Annotated in this window: 15 protein-coding genes and 1 pseudogene; all 16 read right to left on the bottom strand. The window is 41.6% G+C overall.

The annotated features are described in order from the left end of the window. Positions 1–37 precede the first annotated feature (37 nt). Positions 38–4,558 (bottom strand): S8 family serine peptidase, encoded by a 4,521-nt coding sequence (locus K1I94_RS07335; RefSeq protein WP_223314916.1) that lies wholly within the window; start codon positions 4,556–4,558, stop codon positions 38–40. Between the two features lie 326 nt (positions 4,559–4,884). Then, positions 4,885–5,970, bottom strand: coding sequence for a HigA family addiction module antitoxin (locus tag K1I94_RS07330; RefSeq protein ID WP_223314915.1), 1,086 nt, complete (start codon positions 5,968–5,970; stop codon positions 4,885–4,887). Continuing rightward, entirely contained in the window at positions 5,963–6,301 is a 339-nt protein-coding gene (locus K1I94_RS07325) for a type II toxin-antitoxin system RelE/ParE family toxin (protein WP_223314914.1), read from the bottom strand. Before K1I94_RS07325 ends, K1I94_RS07330 begins: the two co-directional genes overlap by 8 nt. A gap of 112 nt (positions 6,302–6,413) precedes the next feature. Beyond that, positions 6,414–7,145, bottom strand: a complete 732-nt coding sequence (locus tag K1I94_RS07320; protein ID WP_223314913.1) for a DNA/RNA non-specific endonuclease — start codon at positions 7,143–7,145, stop codon at positions 6,414–6,416. A 37-nt stretch (positions 7,146–7,182) separates the two neighbouring features. Then, the gene (locus tag K1I94_RS07315) at positions 7,183–8,790 is read right to left on the bottom strand and encodes a type I restriction-modification system subunit M (protein WP_223314912.1); all 1,608 of its coding nucleotides are present in this window, start codon (positions 8,788–8,790) and stop codon (positions 7,183–7,185) included. Between the two features lie 46 nt (positions 8,791–8,836). Further along, positions 8,837–9,589 carry a hypothetical protein gene (locus K1I94_RS07310; RefSeq protein WP_223314911.1) on the bottom strand — a complete coding sequence of 251 codons (753 nt, stop codon included), beginning with the start codon at positions 9,587–9,589 and terminating at the stop codon, positions 8,837–8,839. Positions 9,590–9,612: 23 nt separating this feature from the next. Beyond that, a complete protein-coding gene (locus K1I94_RS07305; protein ID WP_223314910.1) occupies positions 9,613–10,833 on the bottom strand; it encodes a restriction endonuclease subunit S in 1,221 nt (406 codons plus the stop codon). Positions 10,834–11,052: 219 nt separating this feature from the next. Beyond that, a complete protein-coding gene (locus K1I94_RS07300) occupies positions 11,053–11,811 on the bottom strand; it encodes a DUF6261 family protein (protein ID WP_223314909.1) in 759 nt (252 codons plus the stop codon). Between the two features lie 630 nt (positions 11,812–12,441). Next, positions 12,442–13,959, bottom strand: a complete 1,518-nt coding sequence (locus K1I94_RS07295) for a hypothetical protein (protein WP_223314908.1) — start codon at positions 13,957–13,959, stop codon at positions 12,442–12,444. A 44-nt stretch (positions 13,960–14,003) separates the two neighbouring features. Further along, positions 14,004–14,999 carry a type II toxin-antitoxin system antitoxin SocA domain-containing protein gene (locus tag K1I94_RS07290; protein ID WP_223314907.1) on the bottom strand — a complete coding sequence of 332 codons (996 nt, stop codon included), beginning with the start codon at positions 14,997–14,999 and terminating at the stop codon, positions 14,004–14,006. A gap of 53 nt (positions 15,000–15,052) precedes the next feature. After that, positions 15,053–15,457 carry a hypothetical protein gene (locus K1I94_RS07285; RefSeq protein ID WP_223314906.1) on the bottom strand — a complete coding sequence of 135 codons (405 nt, stop codon included), beginning with the start codon at positions 15,455–15,457 and terminating at the stop codon, positions 15,053–15,055. A gap of 123 nt (positions 15,458–15,580) precedes the next feature. Further along, positions 15,581–18,568 (bottom strand): type I restriction endonuclease subunit R, encoded by a 2,988-nt coding sequence (locus K1I94_RS07280; RefSeq protein ID WP_223314905.1) that lies wholly within the window; start codon positions 18,566–18,568, stop codon positions 15,581–15,583. Between the two features lie 139 nt (positions 18,569–18,707). After that, positions 18,708–19,161, bottom strand: a pseudogene (locus tag K1I94_RS07275) (GNAT family N-acetyltransferase). Beyond that, on the bottom strand, positions 19,162–20,004 hold the full coding sequence (locus K1I94_RS07270; RefSeq protein ID WP_223314904.1) for an aldo/keto reductase: 843 nt from the start codon (positions 20,002–20,004) through the stop codon (positions 19,162–19,164). 76 nt (positions 20,005–20,080) lie between these two features. Then, positions 20,081–20,275 (bottom strand): hypothetical protein, encoded by a 195-nt coding sequence (locus K1I94_RS07265; RefSeq protein ID WP_002903311.1) that lies wholly within the window; start codon positions 20,273–20,275, stop codon positions 20,081–20,083. A 158-nt stretch (positions 20,276–20,433) separates the two neighbouring features. Beyond that, the gene (gene nagA, locus K1I94_RS07260) at positions 20,434–21,585 is read right to left on the bottom strand and encodes an N-acetylglucosamine-6-phosphate deacetylase (protein WP_223314903.1); all 1,152 of its coding nucleotides are present in this window, start codon (positions 21,583–21,585) and stop codon (positions 20,434–20,436) included. Positions 21,586–21,716 lie beyond the last annotated feature (131 nt).

The following is a 21,716-nucleotide window of genomic DNA, read 5'->3' as shown; positions in this document are numbered from 1 at the left end:
AGTTTCAACTTAAGGGATTTCAACTAATCTAAACCAATTAGACTTGTTTAGGTTTTTTCGGTCTCACAACTCTTGGCTTTCTGCCATCAAGCTTTCTCTTGGCTGCTCTGAGATTGGCGATAGCTTCTTTGACATCTTCCTGGCTGGCACCTGGATCTGCCAATACTGCCTTGGCCTGTTCATAAGCTTCTAGATAAGCCGCCTTAACCGCATCAGTCGCATAGATAAACTTATTGCTGATGGCTTGGTAATGCACCTCATCATCAACTAGCTTCTTGAGATTGGTAAAGTTAGTCGCCTTGCCATCCAGCTTCTTCTCTGCTGTAGTCAGCTGAGCAAGAGCTGTATCGATTTGCTCCTGGGTCACTTTGTCCTGCACCAAGAGCAGAGCCACTGCTTGGAAGGCCTTATCATAAGCTCGGCGAGTCTTATCCTTAGCATTGGCATAAGCACCTGTCTTAGTGGTTGCTGCATAAGCTTCTACAGCTGCTTTAACCGCAGCAATATCAGAGTCCTTGCCGTCTAGATCAGCAGATGCTGTTTCTAGCTTACCTCTTACGGCATCAACTTGCGCTTGGGTCAGTTTGCTTGTCAAGGCTTCCTTGGCTGCTTGATACGCTTGGTCGTAGGCTGTGCGCTTCGCTGCAGAAGCATTGTAATACTGAGCAGTGCCGACCAGACTAGACTGCTGATTGACAGCTGCCAGCAAGCCTGACTTGACGATAACTCCCAGCTTCAGCAGATTATTCTTGCCTTCTTTGACCTCGACAGTCGGCTCACTCTCCCAGAGCTCGTAGCCAGTCGGCAGGTTAACAAAGACAGAGTAGAATCCAGCTGCTACGGATCTTCCGAAAGCATGCTTGCCAAACAGTTCTGCTGGAAGCGTATAGGCATCGCCATTATTATTCTTGAGAACCACTTGGGTATTCTTCGGAACAGCTTGATCAAAGGCAACGCTGACCGGTGCAAAGACCAGCTTCTTGACTAGAAACTCAATCGTCTTAAAGCTATCTTGGGCTGTCAGCTCAAACTCCTGAGTCAGATCGCTGTAGAAACGAAGCCCATCCTTATCATAAGTAAAGATCTCTGCTGTATAGCGGCCAAATGGCAGAGCGTTGATTTGCTTGCCCTTGTCCAGTTCGACATACTTGCCCTTGCTATCCTTGATTCGATAGACAAAGGTCGACGATACATCTTGATGCGTATTAGCATCTACCAGAGCGACACGGATACGACCATCATTTTCAGCACTGACCAGCTCTGACAGAGCTATGGCATCACGATTGCCTGCATAGTCCTCTACCACATAGAAAATTTTGGACTTGTCCACTCCTTTTGGCAAGGTGTAGCTGCCATCCGCATTGGCTGAGATGTAAACTCGACGCTCGTAATCACGCTCAATGCCAAAATCATCCACGGCTTTATAGGTCTCTTTCCCTTTTTCATCTGCTTGCAGATAGAAGACCTGCTCTCTCAAAATACCGCCGTTGCCAACATCTTTTGGCTTGCGAGCCGTAAAGGTTTCTGCGCCATCCTTGGTACTGATATAGCCTGAGCTAATCAAAGGCTTCTGAGTATCAATCTGCAGGTTAAAGGTAATCTGCTGCTCTTTAGCACCTGGTACATCTGGCGTATAGCGAACCAGATAGGTATAGAGGCCGTCCTCCAGCTTCTCACCCTTGCTATCACGACCATCCCAGTATGTATCTTCTAGTAGGTAGGACTTAGGATTGTCTGACTGACCACTATAATAGTTCTTGCGGCCTTCTCTAATCGTGCTGCTCTGCCAGATTGGGAAGCGATAGTCCGTATCATCTGCCGTATAGACACTAGCTGTCAGATTATTGATATTGCGATAGAGAACTGTCCGATACTGGATGCTGTCTTGATTGCCATCACCATTAGGTGAGAAGGCCAAACGAATCTTGCCATCCGCTCCCAGCTGCAGCACATGCTTACCATCCGCATTTTCTGCAGTTCCTAGTACAATTGAGCTGCGAGCAGCTGTTCGACCGGTAGAGTACAGTGTATCATTTGACTCTGTCACAAGGGAAGAGACATTGTCATCAGACAGGATACTCTTGTCCTCTGGCACTGGGTAATAGAAGCCTGACTTACCTTCTTGGACCAGATTATAGATTGGTCTTTCTACAGCTGGAAGATCTTGGAATTGCCCACGGAAGCCCATAAATGGCAGGCTAACCACATCGCCGTCATCCGCTGGATCGACAAAGCGGACAAAGCCTTCTAAGAAATAGCCGTTTGGCATCTGCTTGAGCAACTCTTCCGCAAACTTAGCAGTATTTACCTTGACCGTCACTTTCTGGCTGCTGTGAGCCTTGACGGTGACTTCTGGCCAAACCGTTTCGGTTAGTTTGCGAGGTGTCAGGGTAAAGTAGCCATCCTTGACCGCATCCGTGTTGGTATTGACAATCATCTTCAGCGTCCGGTCCTTATCAGTGATATTATGAACCGTAACATCAAAAGTGAAGCTGTCTTGGACATTGCCCAAGGAAACGCTAGGATATTGGTTATCTCCTGTCACATAGAGGCCGGTAGAAATAGCCGCTGCCGTATCTACGATACCAGCTCCCTGCTGACGCGGAGAGGTGTAGACACCAGTTTCCTTATTGACGTGCAGCTTAGCTGTGGACATGATGAGGGCTTTGACTAAGTCAGCATTCTGGGCAGGTGTCAAGTCTGGATAGTGCTGAAGGAGATATTCCTTGACCAGAGCCGCCACACCAGCCACATGAGGCGTAGCCATACTGGTTCCCTTCATAGAGCCATAGGTGTTATCATTAAGTGAAGAGTAGATATCGCCACCTGGTGCGGTCACATCTGGCTTGAGCAAGCCATCTGTCGTTACACCCCAACTAGAGAAGTCAGACAGACTACCAGCTCCTGGATGCGGCCGATTGACCTTAAGACCATTAAAGGCTACCTTGTAGTTACCGGCTGCCAAAGCCTCTCCATATTCCTTACTGATAAAGGCTGACGGAACCTTTTTAGATTCACTGTCCAGGCTCATAGTAAGGTTAGCTCCGTCAACATTATTGTAAATCAGAGCACCAACAGCACCATGGTTGATAGCATTTCTAACCTTTTCAGCAAAGGTAAAGGAACCACGCTGGATAAGAGCCAGCTTCCCTGTCAGATCCTTACCAGCAAAATCTTCTTCACGGCCAAGACCAACATGGACATACTCATATTCTTTGCCCTTTTCAAAGGTTGCATTTGTCTCACCCATGGAGTAGCTGAAATGACCGTTCAAAAGCTTATCGTTCTTTTCCAGACCACGAACTTCCATGACTTCTTCTGTCAGAACAGTATTATTGACAGAAGCGACTGAGATAGAGCTTTCTGCTGTTGAAGGATTGCCAACTAGACCATAGTCTGGATTTTCAACCAGCGGTTTAGAGTATTCACTTCCGAAGGTGTTGTCATTACCCGCCGCAATGATCACGCTCACCCCCTTGGCCCGAGCGCGCTCAATAGCGGCCTGCAGACTAGGGCTGACATCAACCGTTGAACCTGTTGCTGAACCTAGACTCATATTGATGGTATCTGCTCCCAGAGCCACCGCATCATCAATGGCTTTGATATAGATAGCGTCGCTAGTTGTGCGTTGACGGTCTGAGAAAACCCTCATAAACATAACTTGTGCTTCTGGCGCAACACCATAGACATACTCATCATTAGGAGCTTTCTTGTTAGGATTTCCCGCTGTAATCCCTGTTACGTGCATACCATGTGAGTAACTATTCTTTTCCTTGATATTGTCATCACCATCGATATAGTTATAGGCATAGACAACCTTGTTGTTGTACCATTTCCCGTAGTCAATACCGGCCTTTTTCTTAGCCTCTTCCAAAGCCGCCTCTGTCTGATACTTGGCCTTTGACGGGTCAGAAATCTTCAGAACCTCATGATGAACATCCAGACCTGAGTCGATAATCGCTACCACACGGCCTTGACCTTTATAGCCCTGAGACCAGGTCTGAGGAACCTTGATAATCTCATTGGTACTGATGCTGCTTGGTTTAGCATCCCGAGAAGTTGGTGACTCTGCTACTGCATCAGGATTAGCAGCAGACTTTTCTGAGTTTGCGGCCGCCGGAGACTCTGCTGTTGGACTAGCCGGAGCTATCGGCTTGGATTCCGTGGTAGATGGTTGAGTTACCTTCTCAGCACTTGAAGAAGCCTCTTCCGATGAAGAAGCAGCTCCTTTCTCTACAGGAGCTGCAGCTGCTTCCTTAGCCTCTGCTGTAGAAGGCTGGCTAGCCTGCTCTGTACTTGAAGCTACCGATTCAGAAGAAGCTGGTGCTGCTTTCTCCACAGGGGCTTGAGTTGCCGGCTGACTCTCAGGTGTAGATGATTGAGAAGCAGACTCAGTCGCTGATACCACAGTGGCAGTCGGCTGACCTTGCCCTGACGAACTAGCTGTCGCCTGCTCATCCGCCTGAGCCTGTCCAGCACCAAAAACCAGAGCAGTTCCCAGCAGAACAGAAGCCAAACCGAACTTGTATTTACGGAGTGAAAAACGTTGTCTTTGCATAGAAGTCTCCTTACTTTATTTATAAACCATATTATAATAAAAATTTTCTGACAATTCATACACTCCTAACAAATGTAACAAAAACGTAATAATGACGAATGTTTTAGCCGATAACAGCTATATAATAAAGTTTTAAGCATCTATTTATTTGAAATACAGAACAAATACATCTTAAAATCCGGAAATAAGAAAAACCAATCAGAACAAGTGCGGAATACACCAGCTTGATTGGTTTGTTATGGGATGGTTATTAAATATTATTTCTCATTGATAAATAAGCAAACGGACTACTTCTTGAAATAAGATTCTCATAAAATCAAAAATTCTCAAGAAACAAAGTAATAGTTCTCTTTTAATTCTCTAAACTGCTCATATCCAAGGTATTGATCCTTCTGCAAGCGTCCTAAGACAATACTAGGATGAATATCTATTTCCTCAGCAAAGCAAAGGATATCTGACTTATCAAAGTTCCCTTTTTCAACAAAAGCTTGATAGTCTTCAGGTCTAATCAAGAGATCTTTTGCAAACTGGTCTGCCTGCTCCTCGGAACGAAGGTATGACTCACTATTTCCAGCATCAGATGAAAAATCATTCTCCAGAATATGCCCAATCTCATGAAAAAGTGAGAACCAGAAAATATCGGACGCTTTGTTTCGATCCGTGAGTAAAAGCAGCGCACTGCCATTTCCAAATTTTTTCGTAGCACCATTCAGATTTGCATTTGGCAAAGCTGGTAGACCAACTAAGACAACACCACAGTCTAGCAAGATATCAGACAAGCGTTGAGGAAAGACTTCTGGGTCTTGTCTGGTCAACTTTCTCAAGGCAGGCAAGCTTCTTTCTAGCTTTCTACGATTGAGCTTAGTAGTTGTTTTATCACGTGCTTTTTTAGATGCCAACTCCAGCATGATATTGGAATTCACTATACTTTTAGTAGTGAACTCACGTGTATTCCGATAACTCACTAGATGATTGAAAGTTAAGAGGTTTTCTAAACTTGCAACACCTAGAATCTTGCGAAGTTCGACAATCTTTTCTTTCAAAGTATAGCGCTTTTCTATAACATAGCCCTCTTCCTTAAAATACTTAAAATCAATCATCTCACAGATTTCTTTCTCACAACCTTCTTCTAGCTCTCTTTGTTCTACAATATCTGCAACTTTTACATCGTAAGCATTTTGAAGATTGAGCCAGGTTTGCATGGAAACTCCGCTTAGCTTGGCTAACTTATGAGCTGTTTCTTTACTAATGGACTCCTCAGCATTGACGAGCTTGCTGACAGTCTTTGCAGAAACTCCTAAACGCTTCGCAAATTCTTTTTGCGTTACGTTATAATTTTCAATTAACTCTCCAACATACTGACCTGGATGAAAAGCAATCAGGTCTTTGTATTCAACAATTTTATTACTCATAGTGATTGCTGACCTCCTCTATTTTTAGGATTTCGATTTCAACAGGACTAGGAAATACCTTTTCTAGACCCTCCTCACGAAATTCTACAATCAACCGATAGGAACTCCTTCGACCATCTATATCTAAGGCAAACTGTCCCTGTCTCTTTCCCTTAAGTTGGTGAAAGTGATATTTAGGAAAAGCTGTCACACTAGCCAAAGAATCTGCCGCTTCCAAAAAGTTGATCAACTGATGCAACTTTACAGCAATCTTATCCGAAAAATCTTTTTTCGCTCGCCTCAGCTCTGTGCACTGCTTTTTAACAGTTTTGTTTGTATAGATAAGCTTCATAAATCCCTTTCCGTTGAATTAAATTACCTTTTAGGTAATTTAATTATATAATCTTTAGACAATAAAAACCAGCCAAAAGTAATTTGGCTGGGATTTACTTGTAAGCAATTACTTATTTAACTTTAAACGTGCAATTTTTATAATTTATTTTTATGTTTGGATCAATATTGGGAAGAAAGACATTAAATAGAGACTCTTTCTCTGTCACTGCCTGCAAGTGAATTCCAATTGGAATCTTATCAGCTTTATTTCGATAAATAGGGCGAGAATCAATACAAATTGAACTCTGTTCCAGTTCATCTATAATCTTCTCTTCAAAATACCACTGGCTGAATTTATTGTCAAACCCTTTCTTATTAACATCTTTCCCCATATTGCTCCATGCAGTCTGAATAAATAAGGATTTCAACGCTTTATAATCATGTCCATGAATCTCCTTATCTCCACCTAAAGAATAAGCGATTATATGACCTCGATGAAAATATACTTCATAGTCTTTATTTTTATTTATTTTGTCCCATCCTGCCGGATTTCCAAGTCTCGAACGATTTTTCTTTTTATCCATTGACTTTTTTTGTTTTTTTATACCTTTATAATCATTTTTGTTGATATAAAATATCGCGCCTTTGGGTCTTTTACCTAGCTCCAATGAATGTGGAACAATATAGCTTGTTTTATCTTTATCCGTAAAATCAATTTCTGCAATATTATCATTCACTACAAAATAATTCGATTCATTCTGATTTTCATCTATAATTGTACAGTACTGAACCGAGTTTCCAACTAAATTAGTAAGTTGCTCAATTGGAATATGAATCAAATCTAAAATTTCTTTCTCCAACATAATAACTCCTTCTTATTTAGAAATTTCTACTTTCCCTTCACCCTTTAAATTTCGCTAAAAACTGTTTGAGTTCGTCATCTGCTTCAGACGTTGTGCCTGTGAGTTGGCCCAGCATCTTTACAAGTTCAGCTGTTTTGCTGGCAATCTCCTTATTAGTACGATTAATCTTAGTCACAATCTCAGTCAATGGCTCGACTTCTTCTTCCTCAAAAGTATCTACGTAGCGAGGAATATTAAGATTGTAGTCATTTTCGACAATTTCTTCAAAGCTGGCCAGATGGGCAAACTTATCTACATCTTTCCTAGCCTGATAGGCTTTCAGGATCTTGTCAATATGAGTATCCGTCATGATATTCTGGTTCTTACCCTTTTCAAACTCCTTAGACGCATCAATAAAGAAAACATCACGGTTCGTCCGGTCTTTCTTGAGAATGATGACAGTCGTTGGAATGCTGGTATTAAAGAATATATTAGCAGGGAGTCCAATGACCGTATCAATTGCCCCTTCCTCTAGAAGAGCCTTACGAATCTTACCTTCGGCATTGCCCCTAAAGAGGACACCATGAGGCAGGACGATAGCCATGACACCGCCGGCCTGCTTGAGGTGATAAAAGCCATGCAGGAGAAAGGCAAAGTCTGCCTTAGACTTAGGCGCCAGAGCACCAAAACTAGAGAAACGTGGGTCCTGCAGGAAACCATCTGCTGCTGACCATTTGGCTGAGTAAGGCGGATTCATCAGTACTCCGTCAAAGTTGGTCGGCTCCTGAGTCGGCCAGTCCTCATCCAAAGTATCCGCGTTATGGAGAAATTGGTTCTCAATCGGAACGCCGTGCAGAATCATATTCATCCGAGCAAGGTTATAGGTAGCCGTATTGAGCTCCTGGCCGAAGTAAGAGACAGTCCCTGCCTCATGAGAATAGCGCTTAGCATTGAGTAGCAACGAGCCTGATCCCATGGTCGGGTCATAGAGAGTGAAGCCTTTCTGATCTTCACGCCCTAGAAAAGCAATCTGGGTCATGAGCTTTGCGACGGGCTGAGGCGTATAAAACTCGCCGGCTTTCTTGCCCGAGTCAGTCGCAAACTGACCAATCAGATACTCATAGGCATCGCCCAGCATATCGCCAGCATGACCTGCCACATCTAGGACAGCCAGCTCCTTCATAACCGCAGCTATCGTTTGATTTTGCTTCTGTGGCGTTGCTCCTAGCTTTTTAGAATAGAGGTCAATGTCCTCGAAGAGATTTTCAAAGAGCTCATCGCTCTGCTCGATATTACGAAAGCCCTGGGCTAGATGCTCCAGCTGGAAAGTACCGCTATTGACCTGCAGCACCAAGTTCGTAAAGGTCAGATCTGGCTCCATGGCATAGGACAGCTCCTGTTTGATGACATCGATTAGATCAGCCTTGGTCTCCTCATCCTCATAGTAGCCACGGTAAATATTCAGCGCCTGCTCCAAGTCCTCTGTCTCCTCTCCCATGGTCTCTGCTACGAAAAAGAGCAGCTTGTCGGATAGGTACTTATAAAAGACCATGCCTAATAGATAAGACTTGTATTCATTAGCATCCATCTTAGAGCGAAGCACATCTGCTGAGTTCCAGAGAGCCTGATAAAGCCCCTGGGATGTTTGAATTGTTTCTTGTGTCATAAGTTTCTTTCTAGTTGTTAAGTTTTGAGAAATTGCAGAGCAGTTATCAATAGCCGATAACCTCACGCTCAACTAATTCTATCGTTTCCTTTGGAATGTCTGAGATAGCCAAACAATAAACGACATTCTGTCTAGGATTGTAAAGCCCCAAATATTCAATGCTGCTAAACTCAGGATGAATAGAGCGAGTCCCCATCAGGTAATAAATCAGCAGCTGCAAGGTATGGTCTTTATTAGGTTTTGTCTTTGATACCTTGAAATCCCAAAGGGTATCTGCGGTCAAAAAGTCCCCGTCTCCAATCGTAATCAGGTCCGTATAGGCACCTTTCAAGTCAAAGCCATCTTTGACCACCGGACCATAGTCCGCAAAGAAGGCTAGACTTCTCTCTACCATGATACGAATATTAGCAATGGTCTGCTCGTCTGGATCAATCTCCTCAACCGGCTTATAAAAAGCCATCCCGGCCCGATAGACCACATCAAAGCCGACCATCTTACAAGCGTTTGAAATAGAGCTATCATCCAGATTGGTAATCTTGCTGAGAAACTCCTGCGCCAGTGCTTCCATTCCTGCCATGGAAGCACCTATCAAAGAAATCTCAAAGGCCTGCTCCTTGTCTGAGCCAGTCATAAACCGACTAAGATAGTCCACACAAAGCCCAACTAAATTAGGGGAAACATTTTCTTGACTAAACAGCACTTTCCTATCTGATAGCTTCTCCTCAGAAAAGAGCTTAACCGGCAGAAAACCACCACGAGGCTGTTTGACTAGTGAAATCCGTTGCGTTACTGATGTCATAATAATCTCCTTTTCGTAGAAATTTAAATAAACATATCTTGCAAAAGCTTTTTCTTCAATGTCTCCAACTGAGAAATCTTATCTTGGTAAGAGCTTATAAGCGTGTCAAGGTTGGAGAAGAAATTAGCAATAGCAATTTGTTCTTCTGGGGTAGGGAACATAAATTTTAAGCTAGAAAAATCTTTAAAACTGATACTTTTCCCATCACGAATTCCATATGTAACTGTTTCAAGTAATTTTATAAAACTTGTAGAAGTCAGAATGCAATTCCAAAACTCAGAATTATTCTTCTCCTTTTCAATAAAATCGATAATCGTATAGGCAGGTGAGGTAATGCCCTCAATTTTTGAAAGAGCAAAGCCACCTTGAAAAGATCTCAAATGGATGACAAATTGATTAGGCCTAACTACTTTATAATTTATTAATGTTGTTTCATCGTACTTAATATCAATACCTATTTTATCTCTCAAAACCATACCATCAATTTGAGAAGCTGATAACACAGGCAACGAAGCTTTATTTTTCTCAGATACTGACTTAAAAATTTCATCTGCACGTTTGATTTCCCACTCACCTTCAAATCCATCCAAACGAATCTCAGGAACAGTCTCTCCAGCTTTGGGAAACATCTTGGAGAGCATGGTCGCCTTGAGGGATTGGTAGTTGGTAAGATTGTCCTTGTAGCTAATAAGAAGGTCATCGAGGGTACAGAAAAGGGAGCCGATGGCGGATTGTTCATCTAATGTCGGGAAATCCATCCTAAAGTTTTTCATCTCTGAAGCTAAAATATGCTTAATAGTATTACCTGTAGAAATTAAATCAAGCTCTTTCCTCTTACTGTTAGATTGAAATTGATAATTCAGGAAATGCGGATTTACTTCTTTTTTATAATCAGTAAAAACTATCAGAGCGTGAGCAGCGGTATTATTTAATTCTTCTGGAATGACGGCTGTGTGACCTACATGCCCAGATTGTACCATTACAATATCATTTGTTTTCAACCACTTATCTCTTTGTTTTTCATAAAATTCATCATTTATGAAAATCTGAGAAATATAATTAATTTTGCCATTTTTGACATTATTAGATTCTAAGTAAAACTTACCTTTCTCAACATAATAAGGTGTTGCAGTTCCGACAAAAGCATTTCTTATAGTACCGAAAATATTTATTAATTTTTCTACATGCCATTCTTCTTCATAATTCTGAAACCTAGTTTTGGGTACATTCTTTTTTCTGTCCAATGGTTACTCCTTAATCCTCTTCAATTTTTCCCTTTTTTAAATTTAATAATTATAAATAAAAGTAAAAAAGATAGTGTTAAAACTCCAGAATAACAGATAAAACTTCTATTAAAAGTAAATAAAGTTGATTTGTTTTACATTATTATATCAATTATCCCACATTCTATAAAGTATTTATGCAAAAATCCCCTAGAATTTACAATTCTAAGGGGTTATTTTTTATCCTGTTACTTCCGGTACTGGTACTGATTCAGTTTTAGTTTTCTTATTTGGGCTAGCTAGGCGGCGCTTGCTGTCTCGGATGGTGTTGAAATCTTTGAGGAGTTTGGCAAAGTGAGTCTTCTCTGGATAGGCTTCTGCGGAAGCTGCAGTATAGCGCATAAAGAGGTCATAAGTGCGGGAGATTTCCGTACGCAGCTGCTTGGTCTTACCGATTTCCTTGCTAGACTTGGCTGCACGCGCTAGGGCTTCAGCCTTATCATAGTCTTCCTGAGCAATCGTCACTGCGCTAATCACAGGTGAGAGTCCCAGCGTAGTCACTGCCGCATTGTAGGGCTCTTCCTTGAGAGTTTTGAGGAGACTCTTGATCTCAGCAGTGGCGACATCGTTATTATGCTTGGTGATATCCTTGTACTTAGTCAGGACTGGAGCCAGCGCCTCATGCGCTTCCTTGAACTTTGCTTCCTTTATCTTGGCAAATCCCCTATGCAGGGTAAAGAGCCCGACCAGAGCGCTATCCCGCTCCTTGTCTACCTCTGCTAGACTTGTGGTCTGCTTCTTTTCCACGCTAGCTAGCTGTTTCTGGAACTCTTCTAACTTGCTCGTAAAGGGCTCCAAGTGCGTGCTATACATATCTTCGTTTTTATTTGCCTTGACAAAGTCCGAGATGATTTGACGAGAATCCGTCATCAAACTTTCAAACTCACGGTGAGTAAAGTTGCTATAGGTCAAGGGGCGAATGGTGTAGTTAGTAGTCATAATAAAACCTCTCCAATAATTTGATAAACTAAGTATAGCACGTGGCAATAAATCTTTTGCAAGGCTGCCCTGAAATGTCATTTTTTATCCCTGAAACAACACTTTTTAAAAATCAAAGACATAAAATATCCCCACCTGATAATTTCTTTAACTTCGGATGGGGATTGTTTCTCTTCAAAAATGAATTATCAAGTCATTTCACGCTTAGAATACTTTAAAATTTTAACAAACGCTAATATTCGAACTTTAGAACGCTTTTAAATTATAGCAAACTAGAACATACGACAGATAGAAAGAACGGGTTTTCTCACAAACAGGACTATTCGAAAGTTAGATTATGCAAATATTTTAGTAAGTACTCGTGTTCGGCTTTTAGATTGATTGTTTTTTTAGCCAGAGACTATTCTTCGAAGTTTTGATGATTCCCTTTTTCTCTTATCTCCCCGCTCTCAAGGGCTCGATGACCTCCTCAATCAGTCGGGTAGAGGCTTTTTTGTTTTCTTTTTTATTGGACGCTATTTAACTCTGTTAAAAATCTTTTATACTAATTATCACATGAATTTTTTTAGTAATAAATTGATCAACATTAATATCGCTTGTTTATAAATGTCCAATTCTCATTGTGTTATATTATGAGCGACGAAACATTCTGAAAAATATAACTGTTTTATGCTTTAATTCTTTAAAAAATTCAGAGAAGATTTGCCATCTATTTCTGTACCAAAAGATTTGAACTTCTCCCTTCTCCTCATCTTTTTCATCATATACCTTCAAGATATTTTTAGCTTCCCTAATATCTGCAATTACAAAATCTTTGTTCTTTCTTTGATTGTCAAAATACAGTTCAAACTCCTTCTTATCTTTCAAAAGTTTCACACTTATACTTTTTTCTTCACCGGATTGTTTAATGAATATATAGCTATCCCAAAAATCATCAAATATCTTCAAAAAACTAACTCCGACTATAATATGTAAAATCCACATGCTTCCAATAAATAAATATTGCAAACTATTATCGGAAAATACTTTTACATGTGTCACTATAGTTAAAATTACAGAAAATAGTAATATTCCAACCGCACGTAAAAGATAATTCATATGATAAATGCAATAAATTATACCAACTAGAAACCATAAAATAAATATTATAATTAAAGAATAGAGTATATAATCTGATAACACTCGTTCTCGTTCATACTTTCCAACAATAAATTCATAATGACTGTTATCTAGACTAGCTTTTTTATAAACTTTAAATGTCGATGTTCGAGATAAAAACATTGATGATTTCCCTGGAATAGTCTTTGCAACAAAAGAATTTTTAGCGTTGGGGCCATTGATATTTTTATAGTACTCTTGTTCAAATAACAACTGACTACCTTTTTTTAAAATTATCGTTTGATTAGTTTCTATCCCTAAAATAATTTCTTTATGATTCTCAACTTTCTGCTTCTTAGCATTTTTCTCTGATACAGTACTCTTAACACTAAAGTTCGTTCCTTTCGGGATAGAAAATACAGTACCTTTAGGTAAGATGACAGATCGCCCTAAATCATTAACAACTTGATTTTTTATATCTTCATTAGAAGAAATGTAGAACTTTTCATTTGTTACAAATGGGAAGTTTTCATCATAGTAAGGGTGAATAAAAGACGTGAAAAACATAGCTCCCATAAGTGAGTACATCAGGATAAGTAATAGTGTAACTATCGTATATAAATACGGCTTTATTCTTACCCGTATAGTTTTGAATCTATCAGTTATTATATAACTCTCAGTAATTTTATAACGGAATTTATATTTTTCTCTATTCTCTACATAATATTTACCATCAATCTTGATAACCTCACCCATATCATTTTTAAATGTTGGAAATTTAAAAACAAGGAACAACATAGGAAGGCCGAAACAAAGGATTAATATATAGGCCATTGAATCCCATTCAGGGATTTCTTTAATCATAATAAATATAAAAATGTTTATACTTATATAAAATAAACTTCCTAATATAGCAGTCTTTATAAGCGATTCTTTTAATCTTTTAATAAAGTCTGCATTAGCAGATCTTCCTTTGAAAAAAATAGAGGAAACTTTATCAAAAAATGTAAATACAGTTACAACAGCTCCAAGCCATTTTATCCAATCCATACCTTCTCCCAACTCTTTTTTACTAAAACACTATTAAAAATTCCTCAAAGGCTAACATTTTTAAATTTATCCTTGCTATATTGGGCTATTTCTTCCACACTCAACATTTGGTATTTTTCTTTTATCTTTGTAAAAAAATCTCCGATTGTTTCTTTTGAAATAATTTGATTGGACGGTTCATCTTCTTTCAAGTCTCCTCTAGCGTCTAGCCACGGAGCTTCATCGTGAGTAAATTGTTCCAAAACTTTTCCATTATAAACACTTAAATTTTTTACAATACTATCCAATAAACTAATTTCAAAAATAGTTAGTCGATTCTTGACATCTATCTTATCCTCAATAGCAATAGGGTTACGTCCAAATTCTTGAAATTTAAAATAAATATCTCGATAGACAGGTCCATGAACCCAGCTTTCACAATCACTATCAAAAAGGAAAGTACCTTTAAAAGCAAAGTAAAACCCTTGAACATAATAAAGCAACTTTTGTAAAGCTAAAGGTGTAATTTCACTATTCTTAGAAAGAAGGTAGCGAATAACCAAGTCTTCTTTTGTCATTTCTTCACTATCAAGGCATTCCTTTACTTTCTCTAAGGTCTTTTGATAGGCAACAGCCGTCAGTTGTTCCTTATTTTTTTCAAGAATTGAATAATATACCTTTGGTTCTTTTAGTATCATTTTTAATTGAGCAGAGTAAGTTGGTTTTGGTATATCACCACTAAGATATCTTTGAATCGTATTAATGCCCCAGCCCAATAACTGAGCTAAGGGTTTAGCACCGATGCAATACTTTTCTAAAATAAGATAAATATCATCGTTTGATATAATCTTGTTTACTTTTTTAAACTCTTTGTAAAGCGCCTGTTTATTTAACTCATTAATCTCATCTACATAGATAGTATGACTACACTCTTGACACAAAGCAGTCTTTCCCATAAATGTATAATCCTGACCTTTTAAAGTTCGGGTCAGTTTTTCATCTATTACCTTATAAGAAACAGGTTTTAAACAATATTCACAAAAAATAGATTGATTTGCCATAATGAACTCCTTCTAAGAGAAACTATTCTCTTAACATAGTATCCGCTTTATTCTTACTGAAAATAGTAAGAAAGTGGTTTGTTAGGATCGGGTTCATGAAACGATATAACCGCTAGCAAAGCACGATGGTTCGCATCGTCTTCTATAATGAATTTTACATAGACAGTCACATCGCATTCGTCACCGAATAGATCCTTTAGTTTGTAAACTGGGGCAAATAGAAAGTAATCTTTGTGATTTTGAGTAATATCATTTCTCTGAAGACATTCACAAAAATCTTTATATCTAATCTGCAATAATAACGTACCAACTTCTTCTTTGTTTAAATTATATTCGAACATAAAGGAATCATTGGCCTTTCTCTCCTTACCAGAAGAAATGATGAAAGAATCTCTTAAAACAAGCTCTCTCATTTCCTTCAATAACTCATTAATTTCATCCTCAGAAAAACTTTTCAATCCGCCACACCTTTCTTTATAGCATTATTTTATCCATTTCTACCCTCCTATCCGTACTCTAATTATATCATTCAATAACATTAAATACAATAAAAAGCACTATTTTTTTTAAAATAGTGCTTTTTACCTCCCCGCTCTCAAGGGCTCGATGACCTCCTCAATCAGTCGGGTGTAGGCTTCTTTGATTTCTTTTTTGTATCGCAGAGGATTAAGGGCATTTTCGACTTCTGACTTGTAGTCCTGGTAGCGCTGACTCTGATTAAGCTGGCTTTCACCGGCTTGCTTTTTCGCTCCCTTGCGATAGTTGTTGACAAGGTAGCGAAGTTCATCTGCTCCAACATGCCACTTCTTAGCAAAGGTCTGGACGTGCTGGTCAATGACTGACTGGATCATCTGATCTAGGATGTGGGAGATGGACTGGCCACGATAATTCTCAGGGTCTTTCTGGATTTCCTGCCAGAGGTCAGCGATGATCTGAGCTAAAGCTGGATTGGTCTTGCTGAGGCTGGCGATATAGTCACCAACAGCTTGGACATCCTTTGAACTCAACTCTCGACTCTCTGTATCCTCTTGAGGGATAAAGGCTTGGATGAGGGAGAGGATATAGCTGTAATTGATCTCATCAACATGGACAGATTCCAGCTCATAGAGGATATCCAAAGGCTCATCCTCGTCTGTACCGTCCTTGCGGAGCTTGAGCTCAGCTAGGATATTCTGATACAGGCCTAGATAGTCCTCCAGACTCTCATCGCTGAGACCAGTCTCCTGATAAAGCACCTCCTTATCATATTCCGTATAGACCTGGATAGAAGCTAGATACTTGTCCAGCTGCTGGTAGCTTTTGGCTAGCTTCTTCAGCAAGGCTGTAGGGGCGCTTTCGATAGCCAGTCCTTCCTCGGAGCTACTAGATAGTTGCCCCTGAAAGTCAGCTAAAGCCCGGTCAAAATTAGCTTTCTCCTCTGGCCATTCTGGAGCCAGCACCTCATTTTCTCCCCCATTGGAGTAGAGGCGCAAGGCATCGTCCACTGCATCCTTAAAGGCTAGGGGCTTTTGAAAAGTCATGATATGTCCATAGGATTTACGCTGATCAAAGATCCGGTTAGTCCGACTGAAAGCTTGGATCAAATCCTGCGGCTGCATAGGCTTTCTATCAATATACAGTGTCGATAGGCAAGGGGCATCAAAACCTGTTAGGAGTCTATTGACGACAATGACCAAGTCCAGCTGTTCATCTCGATAGAGATACTTCTCTTTCTTTCTGGAGAGACGATCATTGACATCAGTATTAAAGCTCCCAAGAGTTGATAGACTGTAGTGAGTGCCAAACTCCTGATTGTAGTCATCCAAAGCCTGCTTCATCTTGTCCTGATTGACAGAGGATTCCTCTTCATTCTCTGTCACTGAGTAGGTAATAGTAAACTTAGGAAAGTCTGGCAGCACGCGCTTCGTCCGCTCAGAGACCTTAATTCGAGTCTGACCTTCCTTGACCCGCTTGAGCAGGTCATAGTAGCGTTGTGCCTGATGAATTGACTTGACAGTCAGGATGGCAGTATAAGTCCGGCCAACGCCATTTTCAAGACCCAGCTGACGATGGCTTTTATTAAGGATAGCATCCAGCACTTCCAGCATATGATCTTCATGCTCATAGGCACTATCTGGTATAGCTTCTTCTCCTGCATCCGTGATGAGGGTATTGCGATAGTCCACCTTGAAACCTAGCACAGCATTGTCATGAATGGCTTCCTTGACCGTATATTCATGCAGGCGCTCACCATACTGCTGCTGGGTAGTCTGAGCCAAATCCCCTACCTGCTTGCGTTTATTTTCCCCAAAGATAGGTGTTCCAGTAAAGCCATACCAGAGCGAGTAGATAAAGAACTCGCTGAGAGACTTGTGAGCCTGTGGCGTGACAGCTCGGTGGCACTCATCCACGACAAAGGCTACTCTGAGCTCTTTGATTTTCTTGTATTCCCGCTGGTAATGTCCCTCTTCAAACTTGTGCAGCATGGCATTGATCTTCTGAATGGTCGTAACGACCAGCCCTTTACTATCTTCAGAGAGACGACTGATCAGTTCTTTAGAATTGTCCGTCTCATCAATATCAATGATATCATTGGCTGCATAAGAGAGAAAGCTAGAAGTGGTCTGATCATCAAGCTCTCTGCGGTCTACGACAAAGATTGTTTTTTGAATCGATGGGATTTGCAGGAGATTCCGAGCCACCTTATAGGAAGTCAATGTCTTCCCAGAGCCCGTCGTGTGCCAGATATAGCCCGACTCCTGACGCATGGAGGCTTCTCGGACGGCTTCAATAGCATGCACCTGATAAGGCCGCAGTAAAATAAGCGACTTTCTCACATCATCAATAACCGAATACTGCATGACCATCTGATGGGCACGCGGAATAGACAGCACCTGCTCCGCGAAATCAAAGAGATCTGTAACCGGCTGGTTCTGGCTATCAACCCACCTGGTCAGAAACTGCGCATTGAGCTTGTTTTCCTTTGCGGCTGCGATATAACGGGTGTCAATGACATTGGATACGACAAACATCTGCAGGCTGGAGTAAATCCCGCGAAACTTCCCTTCCTTGTCGTAATTCTGGATTTGCCGAAAAGCGTCCAAAAAAGGCTTCTGACGGCTTTTCAACTCGATATGAATCATGGGCAGGCCATTGATGAGCAGGGTCACATCCAGACGACGGTTCGGATCCATTGGATAGGCCTTGTCACGCTCCACTTGATGGACAATCTCATAGCTAGACTTACCACCTGCCACATTATCTCGCCAGATAACTGAGAGACGAACCTTTCCAAGTCTGGCATCTTCTCGCTGGACCTGGACTTTGGCAATTCCATTCTCACCTGCCAGCCATTTAGCTGCTTCATAGTAGTTGACAAAGTTGAGCTGGTTTTTGATTTGCTCCTTCTCCTGCGCAGTCAGCATCTGATCTTTCAAATCAGGCAGATTATTTTGCTCTAACTTAGCAAAAAAATTCTCCCACAGCTGCTCCTCTGTCCGCAACTCTTTCCGATAAGTCCACTGACTTTCTCCACTTGTCAAGCGCTCAATTAGCTGTCTTTCTGTTTCCAATTCTTGGGTCTTCTTCATCTAGCTCCCCCATCTTAGTGTTTCGTTGGATATTGGTCTCATTTTACATCTCTCATTATAGCATAGAAGCAGTTTGTTTTATAGTTTCTTCTAGTGGTAGAGATAAAAATCCCCAGCTCTTTTCAAACTGGGGATAGCTTTAGATTTTTAATTCATACACTTCCTGCCAGCCGGATGGTCCTAATATCCGCTGGGGCTGTTTGCTAAAACCAGTCTCTCGGTAGAGATAGGAGGGCGACTTGATTTCTCTCATTGACGCCTAGGATGATGCTTTTATACATGGGCAAATGCTCTCTTATGAAATCAGGCAAGAGCTTCAGCGTCTGACTACCGTACCCTCGCATCCGAAAGTCTTCATTCGTTGAAAAACTACGAAGGAGCAGGCTATCTGGCTGACCGCCATAAGTAAACTTCTTTTCTCCAGCATCCAAGATCAGAAAGGTTACGATTTGATCTTCTTCAAGGCCCAAGATGGCATAGCGATTTTCCAAGTCAGCGACAGCCTGACTGGGATGGCTGGTAAATCTCAAGTCGGTTAAATGGTAAGACTGCAAGGCTTCTCTATCTGAGCTTCTATAGAATCGGATTTTCATCTAAAAATCCATCCCATCCGGATTTGGTGCGCCAGATTCAACTGATAAACTCTTCAGAAGTTCCATATCAGCAGCATCTAGCTCAATGCCAAAGCAGTCCAGATTGCTGGCAATCCGGCTCGGAGTGACCGACTTAGGTAGAGGCAGGAAGCCTTCCTGCAAGCTCCAAGCTAGCGCGACTTGAGCAATGGTCTTGCCATATTTGTCTGCCACAGCCTGTACGGCTGGATTTTGGAAGAGCTCGCCTTGACCAAATGGTCCCCAAGCTTCCAGTAAAATCTCGTGCTCACGGCAGAAGTTGATTGCCTGTGTCTGATAGACACCTGGAGCCAGCCGGATTTGATTGACAGCTGGAGTCATGCGAGCTGTTTCAAGCAAGGCTTCTAAGTGATGAGGCAGGAAATTGCTGACGCCAATTGCTCGAATCTTGCCAAGATTATAAAGGTCTTCCATGGCACGCCAGACTTCGGCATTGCGCTTTTTCCAAGCATCGTTTTCCCTCAGGGGTTTGGGATTAGGCCAGTGAATAAGGTAGAGGTCCAGATAGTCCAGTCCCAACCGCTCCATTGAGGCAGCAAAGGCCTCTTGAGCCTCCTCATAAGTATGAATGTCATTCCAGAGCTTGGTCGTGATGAAGAGCTCCTCCCGCGGAATGCCGCTGTCCTTGATTGCCCGTCCGACACTCTCTTCGTTCTTATAGATAGCTGCCGTATCAATATGCCGATAGCCTGCCTTAAGAGCGGCTAATGTTGCTTGATAGGCTTCTTGGCCATCCTGAGCCTTCCAAGTACCGAAGCCCAGCACCGGAATGCCAACACCATTGTTCAAAAGATATTCTCTCATCTCATGTCTCCTTTATAAGTTCCATCTAATGCCTCCAGCAAGGCAGCTGCTATAGTGTTCACAAGAGCAGAACTGCTCACTTTTTTTCCTTTTTCTTCAGTATTGGCTTGGGTTTAAAGATATTTTCCTTAGTCGGCTCCATACCTTTACTGAAAAAGCTATAGATAATGAAAGCTACTCCTGCGACAAGGATTAAGATTCGTCCAAAGATTAGTCCCGCCAGCAGCAAAACAAGTCCCATTATCAGAAATTTCGCATCAATTCGTTTCATAGCCTACTCCTGTTTACATTATAGTCTCATTATATCACGCCTAAGAAAGCAATTCAAATCTAGGCGAAGGTTATCAAGTTGTCCGCCAATCAAAAAGAACAGGTTTCCCTGCTCTTTCTGAAAAATATAAGGAGACTAATTTAAAATACCTGCGGTTCTCATACATGGAATCGTTCTTGACCATCAAGATAAGTAGCTACCAGCTCTAAATCTTTATCTAAAACGATAAAGTCAGCATCGTAGCCTTCCTTGATCTGTCCGCAGACATCATCAATATGGACGGATTTTGCCGGAATCAGGCTAGCCATCATGACCGCCTGATGAGGATTGGCAATGCCCCATTTGACCACATTTTTCAATCCATCCTTAAGTTTGAGGATAGAACCAGCTAGATTGCCCGTTGACTTGAGCCGAGCGGTTCCTTCCGCCACAACCACTGGAAATTCTCCCAACATGTAGTCCCCATCTTCAAGACCTCCTGCGGTCATACAGTCAGTAATGAGGGCAATATTTTCATGTCCCTTCTGCTTGAGCAAGATGTCACAGGCCTTAGGATCCACATGGTGGCCGTCACAAATCAGTTCCGCATAGGTGTGAGGCAACTCATACATGGCACCAACCATGCCCAGCTCCCGGTGGGTCAAGCCCCTCATACCATTGTATGCATGCACCCAGACACTGGCACCTGCTTCGACCGCAGTTTTGGCTTCATCATAGGTTGCGTTAGAATGCCCCAGAGCAACGGTCACACCTTCATCAGTCAGCGTACGGACAAATTCCTCTACGCCTTCACGCTCTGGTGCGAGAGCAATCTTATTGAGCAAGCCATTTGCGGCCTTCTGCCAAGCACGAAACTCATCCATGCTAGGATCTTTCATATAGGCCGGATTTTGAGCGCCTTTATACTTCTCGGTGAAGTAAGGCCCTTCAAAATAGAGACCGCGAATCTTTGCCCCACTGGCTTCTTGATAGCGAGCACCGATATTTTCAGTTACTGCTAAGAGCCGCTCATAGGACGAAGTCAGGGTTGTTGGTAAAAAGCTGGTCACACCGGTAGTCAAGAGACCCTCACTCATGGTATGAAGAGTTCCTTCGATGTTATTGTCCATGACATCAACACCGCCAAAGCCGTGAATATGAGTGTCCACCAGACCTGGTGCAATCGAGTAGCCACTGTAGTCTATGACTTCTGCATCCTGCGGAACAGACTGCACCAGCTTGCCAAATTTGCCGTCAATCAGCTCTAAATAACCGCCCTGACAGATTCCCTGAGGATAGAAAAATTGATCTGCTTTGATATATGTAGGCATAAGACTGCCTCCCTTTTTCTTGACTTCTGTATTCTCTGCCATTCAAAGCGGAATTCTGTGATAGAGCTAGCATCTTTCTATAGCTGCTTTCTAACTCCCGCTTTTGAATCTCTGAGTTTTCTTAACTATAT

The sequence above is a fragment of the Streptococcus sanguinis genome, assembly GCF_019929145.1.
Classification (GTDB): Bacteria; Bacillota; Bacilli; order Lactobacillales; family Streptococcaceae; genus Streptococcus; species Streptococcus sanguinis_U.
The sequence above is the reverse complement of the archived record's forward strand: the minus strand, read 5'-3'. Positions and strand labels throughout refer to the sequence as shown.